The sequence below is a fragment of the Leucobacter komagatae genome, assembly GCF_006716085.1.
GTDB lineage: Bacteria > Actinomycetota > Actinomycetes > Actinomycetales > Microbacteriaceae > Leucobacter > Leucobacter komagatae.
The window spans coordinates 663,984-677,304 of record NZ_VFON01000001.1 but is presented as its reverse complement, the minus strand read 5'-3'; the positions used below and the strand labels follow the sequence as shown (position 1 = coordinate 677,304).

Genomic DNA, 13,321 nt, shown 5'->3' with positions numbered 1-13,321 from the left:
CCACCGACATAGGTGGGGACCGCTCAGTTGTCTTCGGGCGTGTTTCCCAGCCGTGCTACTTCGGTTGGCTCTTCCTTGGAGGAAACGCGCCTCGGGTGCGCCCGATCCGGTAGTCAATCCGGTCATCAACGAATGTTTCGATCGCGGGGTGGTCACCGATGTTTTCGGCGAGCTGCGCCGTCATGTGCTCGGTGAGCCTGTCGATGCGTTCGTTGCGTTCGGCGCGCTCAAGCACTCGATCATCGATGCGGAGCGCCTTCACGGTCGCAAACGCCATGAGAAGCAGGATCACGCTGAAGGGCAGCGCCGTCGCGAGGGCCGCTGCCTGGAGTGACTTCAGCCCGCCGGCGAGCAGCAGCGCGATCGCGACGAGCCCCTCGATCACGGACCAGAGCACGCGCGACCACGTCGGCGGGTTCGGGTGGCCGCCGGAGGCGAGCATGTCGACAACGAGTGATCCGGAGTCCGAGGACGTGATGAAGAAGATGGCGACGAGCACGATTCCGAGCGCGGAGAAGATCGTGCCGAGCGGCAGGTCGCCGAGGATCGTGAAGAGCACGCTGTCTACATCGACCTTGCCGTCGGTGACGAGGTCGCCGGCCCCGAAGAACTGGCGGAACAACCCGCTACCCCCGAGTACTGAGAACCAGAGGATGCCGACGAACGTCGGAACGAGCATCACGCCCGCGACGAACTCGCGCACGGTGCGACCCCGCGAGATCCGCGCGATGAAGATCCCGACGAACGGTGACCACGAGATCCACCAACCCCAGTAAAAGATCGTCCAGTTCGCGAACCAGCTCGTGCCCTCGCCCCGCTGGAAGGCGCCGACATCGAAGGTCATCTGCATGAAGTTCGCGAGGTAGAACCCGATCGACTCGGTGAGGTTCTGGAAGAGGAACAGCGTGGGGCCGAGGAGCAGCAGCGAGATGAGCAGCACGCCCGCGAGCGACAAATTGATGTTCGAGAGCCACTTCATGCCGGCGCCAATGCCACTGATGACCGACATCATCGCGATGAGCGTTACCACGATGATGAGCACGACCAGCGTGGTGTTGTCAACTCGGTCCACGATGCCCATTTTGAGCATGCCGGCCGAGATCTGCTGCACGCCGAGGCCAAGCGAGGTAGCGACACCGAAGACGGTGCCGAGGATGGCAAGCACGTCGATGACGTCGCCCGTCCACCCCTTCACTCGCTCCCCGAAGAGCGGTTCGAGCGCCCAGCGGATCGAGACGGGGCGGCCGCGGCGGTGGATCGCGTACGCGATCGATAGCCCAATGATTGCATAGATCGCCCAGGGATGAATACCCCAGTGCACGAAGGTCTGCGCCATGGCGAGGCCCGCGAGTTTCGCCTCATTGCCCTCCCAGCCCGGCTTCGGGTCGACCGTTGCGTAGGTGAGCGGCTCTCCGACGCCGTAGAACACGAGGCCGATTCCCATGCCTGCCGCGAACAGCATTGAGAACCAGGAGAGGAGCCCGAACTCGGGCTCGTCGTCATCGCGCCCGAGCCGGATCCTGCCGAGCCGGGAGAACCCGAGCGTCGCCGCGATCGCGATGAACGCCGCAACGATGAGCATGTAGTACCAGCCGAGGTTCTCGACGATCCAACCCTGCACGCTCGAGAAGGTTGACTCTGCGCCCGCTGGCCAGATGACCGCGTAGGCGACGAGGGCGAGCACGATGAGCAGCGCAGGCCAGAACACACGGGGCGAGATCATGCCCTTGCCGATCCGTACCCCGTGGGTGCGGAGCTTTGCGGTGATGCGCTCGTCGCTGTCGTCGTCGTTGATCTGGACGGCCTCGTGCAGGTGCACAGTGTCGGGAAGCGCGAGGTCGCCCGGCTCGAGGACGAGCGCACCGGTCGTCGTGGGTGGCTCGTGGCGCACCTCCGCGGCGGGGCTTGGTGCCACTGGGGGAGCGTGCTCGGGGGTGGTGTGTTCAGGGGAAGTGTGCTCAGGTGAGCTCACAAAATCATCTCCGTTAAGGGTTGTCGTCGCAGCAGGGGGTTGCCCTCAAGAAGCTCCCTCTCCGCTCGACTGATAATGAGAGTGCTGTTCTTTCGCGTCTGCGATGCAGTAGCGCTTGCGATGCAGTGAACCATCCTTGCACACACTTGTCGCGAGCTAAAGTCTCGGTGTGAAGGAATGGGTGCGGAAGAACCGAAGGAGCCCACGCCGCGCCCCATAAATCTGGGATCTGCGATAGATAAGCCGGGATTGCTCGGGCAAGGCCAGTTGTACCGCAGAGGCCATACCGAAGTGCTGGCACAAGACCGGTCGGAAACTCCGAGAAAGAAAAGTGATGGTGGACCTCCATAGGTACTTCTCAAACCCTAGGAACCCGCGCAGAACGTTGATTTCGCGTGTTATCAAGGGATCAAAGACCCGGCGGTCCGGTTCGGGAAGTCACCCGGTGTCCGATTCTCGTGGTCCGTTGCGGAAAAATTCGCGCCAGTCTCAAACCCGTTTGAGCGCCTCGAATCGCGAAGAACTGCTCACCGGCTACACCCAAGGTGTGCCCGTCCAGAAGCTTGCAACGAGGTTCAACATACATCGCGCGACGGTGCGAGAGATTGCCCGACGCGCTGGTCACCCAAGCCGTACCCCGGAACAAACGGAACATCTACGAGCTGAAGCCGCACGCCTCTATCTCGAAGGCTTCACACTCAGTCAGGCAGCACACCAGTTAGGGATCAGTGACGAGGCTGTTCGTTCAGCTGTGGTGGCTCACGGTGGCATGATCCGCCCAAAAGGACGCCGTCCAACCAACCTGCGCGGGCGCAACCCGGGCCGCTCTACTTGACGTCCAACGGCGCGCTGTGACGGCCGCCGCGTTACCACCGTCGAGGTTCCCAGAGCGACTTGTCATCAACACGTTCTTCTTCAATCCTATTATCGGCCAGTCGGCTCACATCTTCGTAGAACGAACGAACACGCGAGTTCATCGGGTGCCGCTGTGCAAGGGCGTACGCACCATCGCGGAGGGCGATTTCCTCGGGATCATCGACGCCGATTGTACGCGACCAGGTGCCATAAATCGCAGGGGCATGCAGCCCCCGGATGAGCACTCGCGCTGTGGCCTCGTCCGCATGCCCGGCGACGGATAGGGCTGTTTCAACAAAACCTGGGTGTTCCAAAACAAAGTGCCGATGCGCATGCTGCAAGAGATCTACCGCGAGTCGAATCTCCGCGCTGTCTTCAGAACGAATCAGCTCCAGCAACACGGTAAGTGTTTCGGCATCGATCCGGCCAGTGATCTGTTCGAACAACTGTGACCCTAGCGAGGCTCGCTTCCAGCCATCAACCTCCAGTATCCACTCGACAAGTTCAGCGAGCGTGCGCGAGAAGGAGGCAGAATCGCGAAATGCGAGTTGCTCGCCCCACGAGTGCGGCAGCGCACGGTAGTCGCTGTTGGTATGTTCCTCGAACTCAAGACGCTCCAAGAGGAATCGCAAGCTGCTTGACGCGTCCATTTGAATCTGGGTGTTGAGTAACTTCGCGAAGTCGTAGCCATCCAGAGAAGGCGTTTTGACGAAACGGCCGAGTAGCAAACTCCTGTCTTCGTCCGGCAGGTCCGACCATCCCACGATGCGTCCGTCGACAAGTAACTCGGCCGCGGATTCGGCCAGGCCAGAATCGAGATCTACAGGTGCCATTCGCAGCAAATCAAGTACGAGGTTGCGGTCTCGAGGTTCCCACCAACGTGCAGCACTCAGCAGTCGCCTGTATAGAACGAGATCGTCGCGTGCAGCAAGGTCGCGGATGATCTGCTCACGTTGACCACCAATTGTGTCGCCGCGAACACTCGTTACGGCCGCCTCAACAAGATGAGCACCACGCTCATCCATGTCGGCCAGTGCACGTGCAGCGCGACCTGCGATCGGGTCCTCCTTTGCGAACAGCGTCATCAGCGCAATTCGTTGGGTGGCCATCACGGCGTCATCGCCAACTGTGACGTCGGAGAGCGCTGCATGGGCTACGCCAGGTCGCGCTTCGAAAAGCCGGACTAGAAGGTGATCCGGAGCTAGAAAACCACCGGAAGCCGCTTGCTCGTTACGTATCAGACTATGCAACCGATCCAGAATCTGATGATCATCGAAAGAGCCTGACCACTCGGCCACGACACTGTCGATCATGCGTCGGGATGTCTCAAGCGACTTCTCATACCGGTTTGTTGGTTGCTCAGAGTCTTCGTCATCGTCCTCGTCGACTGCCCAGCCAGCACGCAGGAGACGCGTGACTTGGTAGTCCGTGTCGATAGCGAGGCGACGGCGGGCCTCGCGGGCGGCACCCCTCCGCGCGCCGTGACCATACTTCGCCTGCCAATTAAGCGCACGGTAGCCGGATAGTCGCACACTCGGCGGAATCGAAGGGTCCGAAATGACGTCTCCGAGAAGTCCAAACACGGTCTCTAGCTCAGATGTCATTTCTTCATCACGGCCTGCGGAGCGAATGACCTCTTCGAGCAATGAAATTGCGGCCAATGCCGTAGCTGAATCAGCCCGGAGTTGCCCAGAGGCGAGTTCGATGACTCGAACGCGTAGCGTGCCAACGACGTCCATATTGATGGATCGACGAGATAGTTCGATCGACGGACCTTTCGAGCGAGTAAAGGTGACTTCGTCAGCAAGAGCGGGCTTGAGAAGAGATAACAGTTGCGGCGGGCCAGTCGTCAAGCGACCATTCTCCAGCCACTTACCAACGACTGTGACGTAGTGCTCATTGAGGTGCAAGCCTCGGTGCTGTTGGAATTCACCTAACTCGCGCAGCACCCGGAAAGCATGCCCAGGGTTCTGGTTCTCTGGCCGAGCATCGCCCTGGCTAATAGCCAACAGAAGTTCCATAGCGTGTTCGAGGTAATCCGGATGATACGAGGCGTTCCGAATGAGTTCGGTAAGCCCACGATTCGTCGAGGTCGCGGTCACATACCCTTCACCACCCCAAAGACGAGAAAGAGAATCTTCCTCGTCAGGTGCTGGATTATCAACGATCAGCTGCGCAAGGCGCATGGCGCGGTCTGGGTAGACAGCGGCGACCGCCTCTATGCCGTGCACCAAGCTCTTACGGTCGGAGTTACCAAGTTCTAATACAGATTGGGTCAGCCGTTCCCAGAGTGAGTCTGCGAGTTGCGATTCAGACGCACCTCGTCGATACCAGTCAATCAAGCTGATGTTTCGAATCGCATGCGTTAGCGCATCGCCGCGAACGAACTGGGCAACCTGCATCGACCACTTCGTATCGAGGCCTGACCGAGAAACGAGCGCGCGTTCGAGCATCGCTTCACCGAGCAGATCTGGAACAATGCGGACCGACTGCCCTCGGCGCATAACGACGCCAATGTCTTCGAGGTCATCCACGGACTGAAGGACAACACGTTCAGACTGCCCGCTCAGGGCGGTGAGCGCGTCAAGAAACTCGGATTGATCCAGTCGTGCAGGTTGTACGGTAGCGATCGAATCAAAGATGGCTCGGCGAGCCTCATCGTCCGTACCGCGGGTCACGACGTCAGCGAAGTGAACTAGGACCTCTCTTCGAAGTTGAGGGTTCCCTGCTAATGCGTCAGAAGCAAGGTGGCCTTCTCGGATGAGGTGCGCGCCGACAACGATTATGAGAGGACAATCATAGCCAGCCCGGCCGAGCAACTCGACGATTTGATCAGATCCGGCTTCTCCTAGCGCAACACGAGCCAGCTGCTCAGCATCTGGAATCGACAACTCCATGACACTGACCCGAATTTCCGTCGCGGTCACCGACGTCATCGACAGAACTGAAAGCAGCTCAGGTTCAACCTTAGGCCGCACCGATAGAACGATAGTGGCGTCGGGCCGAGCATTACGAATGCCAGAAACGAGACTCACCACGTTTGTGTCTAAGCTCAGTGCGTCGTCGAGCACGATGACGGGGGCCCCACTCGGGAGCAATTCGAACATTTCAGGAGTGATCGGACCACGTGATGCGAAGCGTATCTCACGATCAGATTCGGTACGCGCAAGCTCTACAAGGAGGCGTGTCTTGCCGATGCCTCCGCGCCCAACCACGAACACGGTGGGCTGATGGTCGGCGATAAGTCGAGCAAGCCGATCGATCTCGCCACCTCGACCTACCAGGTCAAACCGGCGATCATATCCGAGCCTTCCCGCAAGCGCGGGCTCATATTCATCCACTTTCAGCCACGGGGACGGTGCCGAGACACCAAGAAAGTCTTCGCGCAACCTTGGGAAGTACGCGTCGATGAGGACGAGCTGTTTGTCGGTAGGGAGGTCTCTAACGCGGGCCGCAATGTCCTCACCATCCCATAACGCCCATCCGGGATAGTCTGCGACCCTGAGCCGCGCTTTGGGTGTTGCGGTAGGCCGACTCAGTGCGATCAGTCCCGCGTTGATACGCGCTTCAGGCATTACTGCATCGATTGCAGCTTGCACATCTGATGGTCCAAATACTTTCTCGTGTTTGCACTGAATACCTACCCGCTGCCCCTTTCCGGTCGCGAAGACATCGATTCCGTACTGCTTGTATCCAGTCGAACCGTTTCGAGTGACTTCCCAGTCCGGGTGCAGTCCGCGGTACAAGTCGCGGACAAAAGCCTCAAACGCTTCGTCGGTTAGTTGCGCAAAGGGAAGCAAGCGGAGGAGTGATTGACTTGGCGTGACCTTGGTGTCTTCATACTCGCCAGCAGCTCGAACGGCAACAATGTCAAGCTCAAGCAAGGAACAGAGTTGTGGTAGCTGCTTCAGTCGTGGCCTCGATCCGCCTCGTTCCCAGGTGCTGACCGCTTGCTGCCGCAGTCCCGCATGCTGCGCAACTGTGGCTTGATCCAGCCCTTTCGCTTCTCGAGCTGTGCGCAGAAGGGCGGCGAGCGCTGGATACCTCATACACTAACGATACACGCATCAAATGCGTACGCGTGAAGTCTCGCTCCGGCCACATTAGAGCAATTCACGGTGAGCCAGACCTCGACGGCGAGCGTAGTTAGCCCTTGGACACGTCTAACGGCAGGTTTGAACATCGTTGTTTAGGTCTTCAGAAGTGGGCCTCCATAGGTACTTCTCAAACCCCAGTAAACCGCGAAGAACGTTGATTTCGCGTGTTATCAAGGGATTGCAGACGCGGCAGGCACGTTCGGGAACACGTCGCATGGCAGATTCTCGTGGTCCGATGCGCGAAAATTCGAGTCAGCCTCAAACCCGTTTGAGTGCCTCGAATCGTGGAGAACTGCTCGCTGGATACGGCGAACGTGTGCCCGTTCAGGAGCTAGCAGCAAGGTTCAATATCCATCGAGCAACGGTACGCGAGTTCGCCCGGCGTGCGGGTTATCCGAGCCGTGCACCTGAACATTCGGAACAACTACGGGCCGAAGCCGCACGGCTCTACGCCAAAGGCCTCACACTCATCCAAGTGGCTGGCCAGTTAGGGATTAGTGACGAGGCTGTTCGTTCTGCTGTCGTGGCTACCGGTCGAACTATCCGCCCAAGAGGACGCCATCCAATCAACCTGTGAACCACACTCTGTCAATTCATCTCGCATTAAAGAATGCACAAGCGCACTCTTTTGTATTACACCAACAAACCGCGACCAGCCGCCATACTTCCGTTTTCTTGACGAAGGCAAACTAACTAATTCAAGTCGAAGATTCGTGGAGCTGCATCTCTATCAATGTCCCATTCCAACGCCATAAGTCGCGCCATGGACATGGAACTCGTCATCTCTGTTTGATGACCTTGTGTCACCATCCGCAGAAACTGACTCGCGATGCCTCCGCCGACAGATTCACCGACTTCCTCGCTCTGTAATTGCGACTCTAAATCTTCGAGAAACAAAGATACCTGCGCGATTATCGAGTCCGATGGCACCTGATCAATGAACCTCTTTGAACGAACGAATCTCTGCCTGGCATCTTCCATCACCTTCACGACAGCGCCGTGTGTTCGTTGTGAGTCAGAAAGCGCCAGGACCCCTGACGCGATTTGCACCGAAGCGATCGTCTCATCGAGCACCACTGTCAGTTGAGTCTTATGCGGTTGCGCGAGTTGAGCTGTCCATGACCCCAGCGTCCCCGCTGGCAGTAGCGATGAGATCAAAGTCATCGCGAGTGATTCGACAGGTCTCCCGTTACGGAGCGGAACGAGGAGGAACTTCTCTCCAGGTAGCCCCGACGCCTGGAGGGCTGCGCCAATCACTTCGACAGCTTGGCTCCATTCGATAAGCGATAGCACATCGAGAGTGATCAGCCGCTCGGGGACAAGTTGATAATGGTCATCCTTGGACATGTAGGCTCGGAATCGCCAACCGATAGTTTTACCGATCTGCTCCAGTTCAGATTTCCTAGCTTGCAATCGTCGTCGTGCGCGGGTTCGGGCTGCATCTGCAGCTCTGCCAAGCGCGCCCTCGTGTCGCCCAGCGCGTGCCGCGCGCACGAGTGCTTGGTTCGCGGATGAGTCCGCGGCAAGTTCTGCAACAACAGCGAGGAGACGATGAAGGTCGGTTTCTAGCGCCGCAAGACTGTCGGGGAACTTGTCATAGCCAAGCAGGTACCAAGGTTCTTGTTGCGCCCGATAGAGCGATTTCGCAATCACCTGATCGCTGAGGTGCGCTGCGAGCGCCGCAGGGTTGTCTAGTTTAGTGAGCCGCGGGAACACGTTGCCCGTAAGGTCGGTAACTATGCCCGAGAGTGGATCTGCGAGCGTTGTTCCAGGTTCTTGTTCCGCTTTGATGTCGAGAGCCCGAGGGCGTCCGTTGAGGCTCGGTCCAATCTGTTTGGCTCCATCGCCGAGTGTGTTAATCTCATCCGCAAGCTGATTGGTGTCGACGTGTCGGACATCCGCAGCTGTGAATGCGTTGCCCACTACGCGCGTGAGTCGAGATGCAGCTTCAATCAGAGGAAGCGCGGCAGCCAGACGTTCTGTATCGGTAGCTCCGAGGACCGCCTTGGTTACTTGCATGCGTTCCTGGTTCCAGGACACCTTTAGTTCGGAGTGGTCATACTCTCGACGGAGTTTAGTGGCACCAAGTTGATGCTCTCTGATCTGGTAGTCGTGTCCTCCTGGGAGTACCAGTTTCACATCAACATGCTTGGTTCTGGGAAAGCAGCGCAGAAGAAGGCGTCCGAGCGCAATTACTCGGTCGTGAGGATCGCCGTGGATTTCATCGGAGATGTGAAGGACACGAGCAAAGGCGACCGCCTCGTCTTCAGATTCATCAATCCGGAGATCGATAATCCAGGGGTCGGTACTTCTGAATTCTGCGATTATTGCAGGCTCTCCGTCGCATGACTCAACGAGTGTCTGGGCGAGTTTCGAGTCGAGCGAGTTCGCAGTAGCTAGGATGTTTGCGATTTGCGTTATCGAAGCTCGCTGCATCGCCTCGATAAGCGGGCTGGAAGGTGTGAGAGCAGAACGGAATTCGGTTACAACATCGATCTCGCTTCCCTGGAACTCGAACAACAACTCGTTCGCTAGATCGACGTCGTCCGTTTTGACAAGCACCTCGGCGAGTCGCTGACTACCGATCGCGGAGATCAGCGCTGATCCACGCGAAGACTCGGGCGCGGCCACCATGTCTGAAACAGCTTGGTTGAACTCCTCCGGAAAGAAGTCCGGAAGGACGGTGCCTGTGATTGCGCACAGTTGAGAAACAGGCTGATTTGCGGGCGGGATTCCATGTCGTTCAGCGATGTCTATCCAGTTCACTGCCCGCTCATAGAAGTCGAAAATACGAAGCCCTCGAAGATAAGCCGTCAGCTTGACAGCATCGTTATATTCACGTTGCGCGACGTGGTGAATCAGCTGGCCTATCTGAGGCTCATCTCTGAGTGCGTTAGGGATGAATCGCCGGATCTGATCGGGTGCGAGAGCTGAGAGTAATCGACTGATCGTGTGCTCAAGGGTGGGCGGCGGTAGGTCATGGATTACGTTCGAGATAGCGGCTGATCGTAGTTGGTGTACTCCAGAGATTGTTCCGTTGCGTTCGACTAGAAGATGTTCCTCCGTCAAGCGTGCAAGCGGTTCTTTGAGTTCGTACTGCGATACACCGCAAGCTTCCGCCGCTTTGTCAACGGGCAAGGTGGCAGACCATCGGTCGGCCGTGGCAGAAAGACTCAACAGTTCTAGTTCGACATTCCGTCGCTCAGAGACACGTCGACGCACTTGATCACCGATCACAGCGCTGAGGCGCTCTCCGCGAGTGAGCAAGTGGGTAAACTCAAGGGTAAGCCCTTCAGCTTGTTCGAACGCCTCTTTCCAGTGTGGAGAATCGGTAGCGTTTCGGTCACGAAGGCCACTGAAGATCGCCTCCGCACCAGATTCATCCAAGGACACGGTGATGGTTGTATTCCCCGACAAATCACCGAGTGACAGGAGATCTTCGTGCCGGGCAGTCGAGATGATGAAGAGCCCCGGTGTCGCAGCTGCTTCTTCGCGTAGCTGTGACCACCCACTGAACTGCCCTTTACCAGCATCATCGATGAGGAGGCCAATCGGACTACGATCAGAAACCCTGTGAGATCGGCAGAGCCGTAGCACCTCTGCGACGTCAGCAGGAGATAACCGATTCACACGGAACCATAAGACCCCGGGAAGAGCATGTGGAACCGACCAGAGAAGGGCGCTCTTCCCCACACCAGACGGTCCGGTCAAGATAACGGAAGATGTCTCCTGTATTCCTGTTACAGCCTCACCAATCAGGTCTGTCCGAGGCACAACCAATCCTGCGGCGACGTGCCCTGGTTGCGTCGCGACACCCTCGTAGAAGCGATCATCGTGAAGCTCCTCACTGAGGACCAACGGTGAACAGATACCAAGGGTAATAGCCGATTCGAGCGCATCGAGATCAACTTGCTCAATGAAGTGTTGGCTACGCTGAGCCAACTCACTGCGATCAAGCAAATACCGGTCCGCATAGTTGACGGCTTGCGCGTTCAGATTTGTAGTCTCAGCAACGACCACCCGAAGCTCACGTGCGAGATAGTTGAGAGCTGCCGGGCTCAACTTTTCGAAAGCCTTTCCAAGCAAAAATCTGTTGCTCTCATCTATGGATACCCAGGAGACCCCGTAAACGGACGTCTGATCCAGTAGTTCCTGTAGGTCTGTTTCACTCAGACCTCGCTTTTCCATTACGGTCGCGATTCTTGCCCGTAGAGTCGAGTCTTGGTCAAGTGTTTTATCGAGTGGAGTATCAAACTCTCCGAGTCCACTTTCGCCCTTGACGCCCCGCTCCAACACGACTGTGAGAGTGTCTGCTTTAATATCTCGATCGCGGTGTCGAACCCATGCGTCCACGATGTGATTGCTTGCAATTCCCACAGGAAACGCGCCGAGATGTTCAGCTCTCGATTTGACTTGAACATGACGAGAGGTCTCTGACTCAATACTTACGTCCTCCAGCCCTTCCGGAACGAGTGCATGAGCTTGCAGATCGCCCGCAATCAGCCGGGCAGCAAGCCAGGCCGCAATTGTGTGCTGAAAGTCGAAACCCCTGCTAGCCCAACCGCCGCTTCTCGTGCCGCTCCACTCATCTATGAGGCGCGCAGACGTGTCTTTCTCGATTGGCGCATCAAAAGTTTCAAGATACGGGTCGGGTCTTAAGGGACGCTGTTGACGCTTTTTCATACGCTTTGACTTCTTTTTTCGAGCCATATGAGAATTATCCCAGAGATCTCACACAGGTGAGCGAACCATGCGACAGGGGGTCACTTACGAAACTTCGCAACTCAACAAAAGGTTTGAACTACACCCTTTAGGTTGCTCGAAGTGGGCCTTCGTAGGTACTTCTCAAACCCCAGTAAACCGCGAAGAACGTTGATTTCGCGTGTTCTCAAGGGATCGAAGACACTACCGCCGCGTACTGGTACCCGTCACACGACAGATTCTCGTGGTCCGGTGCGTGAAAATTCGAGTCAGTCTCAAACCCGTTTGAGTGCATCGAATCGTGAAGAACTGCTCGTCGGATACGCCGAGGGGGTACCAGTTCAGGAACTGGCAAGAAGGTTCAACATCCATCGCGCGACGGTGCGAGAGATCGCCCGGCGTGCTGGTCATCCGAAAAGAGCCCCGGAACATTCACAACGGCTACGAGCCGAGGCGGCACGTCTCTACGCCGAGGGCTTCACCCTCAGTCAAGTAGCAGCGCAGTTGGGCATCGGCGACGAAGCCGTCCGCTCGGCCGTGGTAGCCAATGGGGGCACGATTCGACCCAAAGGCCGCCGTCGAATGAATGCTTGACCCAGGCGTCGAATGCCCACCTTCCCTTCAACGACGAAGGGACCGGGAACATGGGTACGCTCTTGACATTCACGACGGACGAACGTGCGGCACGGATCGCCTTGACCATGATCACAGACCCCACCGATGTGACAACGGGGCATCTCCTTGCGGTTCACGGCGCAGTCAACACTGTCATGCTGCTTGCCGACGACGCACCGGTTCCCGGTTTGGATAACGTGGAAGCTCAGCTGTGGCGTAAACGCTTGCTGCCCCGGGTGGAACCACGACTGATCCAAGAAGCACTCGACCTCACAGAACATGGTGGCTTCAAGACGCTTATTCCCAGCGATGACAACTATCCGGCGTCGCTGCACGATCTCGGCGACGGTGCTCCATATGTCCTCTGGGTCAAAGGCGAGGAGTCACTACTCGCAATGCCAGTGAGCGATCGCTTTACGATCACCGGTGCACGTGCGGCAACCAGCTACGGCGTCCAGATCGCAAACGAGATCTCTGCTGACCTTGCCAGTGACGGGAAAGTCATTGTTGCTGGTGGCGCATACGGCATAGATGGTGAAGTTCACCGGTCTGCGTTGGCTGTTGCGGGTCATACGATTGCGGTGATGGCCGGTGGAATTGACCGTCCATACCCAGCGGGTCATCGAGATTTGCTTGAACGTGTGAGCGATGTCGGAGTGTTGGTGAGCGAGCAGCCGCCGGGAGCCACGCCGACACGAGCACGGTTCATGGCCCGTGCCCGCATCGAAGCTGCACTTTCGGGTTCAACGACGATCATTGAAGCCGGTTCACGGTCGGGCTCGCTGCTGGTGGCTCAACAGGCATACTCGCTGGGGCGCAGCGTCGGTGCGGTTCCCGGGCCGGTGACAAGTGCCACAAGTTATGGCCCACATCGACTCATTGCCCAGGGCATCGCCAGTGTCGTGACCAACGCCAACGATATAAGGGCACTTTCCGAAAAACAGCCGCCTTCAGGCTCGATGCCGCCACCCTGCGCCGAAGCATTCCGCATGGACAGCTACTCGGCACATGCTCGTGCCGCTCATTCAGCTCACCGTGATCTCTGACGGAACCCACGAGATCAGCGATCGCAGCACGGATC

General features: G+C 57.7%; 5 protein-coding genes. 2 read left to right on the top strand and 3 right to left on the bottom strand.

Annotated elements, in window-relative coordinates; all coding sequences use genetic code 11:
* Positions 1–55 precede the first annotated feature (55 nt).
* The 3 genes from FB468_RS03090 to FB468_RS03070 all read right to left on the bottom strand — a co-directional run bounded on the left by FB468_RS03090 (position 56) and on the right by FB468_RS03070 (position 11,634).
* Positions 56–1,915, bottom strand: a complete 1,860-nt coding sequence (locus FB468_RS03090) for a BCCT family transporter (RefSeq protein WP_141886046.1) — start codon at positions 1,913–1,915, stop codon at positions 56–58.
* A gap of 923 nt (positions 1,916–2,838) precedes the next feature.
* Positions 2,839–6,876: a helix-turn-helix domain-containing protein gene (locus tag FB468_RS03080; RefSeq protein ID WP_141886045.1), complete on the bottom strand. Its 4,038-nt coding sequence runs from the start codon at positions 6,874–6,876 to the stop codon at positions 2,839–2,841.
* A 741-nt stretch (positions 6,877–7,617) separates the two neighbouring features.
* Positions 7,618–11,634, bottom strand: a complete 4,017-nt coding sequence (locus FB468_RS03070) for a hypothetical protein (protein WP_141886044.1) — start codon at positions 11,632–11,634, stop codon at positions 7,618–7,620.
* Between the two features lie 114 nt (positions 11,635–11,748).
* Here FB468_RS03070 and FB468_RS03065 point away from each other — a divergent pair, with 114 nt between their 5' ends.
* Together FB468_RS03065 and FB468_RS03060 are read left to right on the top strand one after the other, a co-directional pair.
* Entirely contained in the window at positions 11,749–12,219 is a 471-nt protein-coding gene (locus FB468_RS03065) for a helix-turn-helix domain-containing protein (RefSeq protein WP_342777240.1), read from the top strand.
* A complete protein-coding gene (locus FB468_RS03060) occupies positions 12,216–13,286 on the top strand; it encodes a DNA-processing protein DprA (RefSeq protein WP_141886043.1) in 1,071 nt (356 codons plus the stop codon). Before FB468_RS03065 ends, FB468_RS03060 begins: the two co-directional genes overlap by 4 nt.
* Positions 13,287–13,321 lie beyond the last annotated feature (35 nt).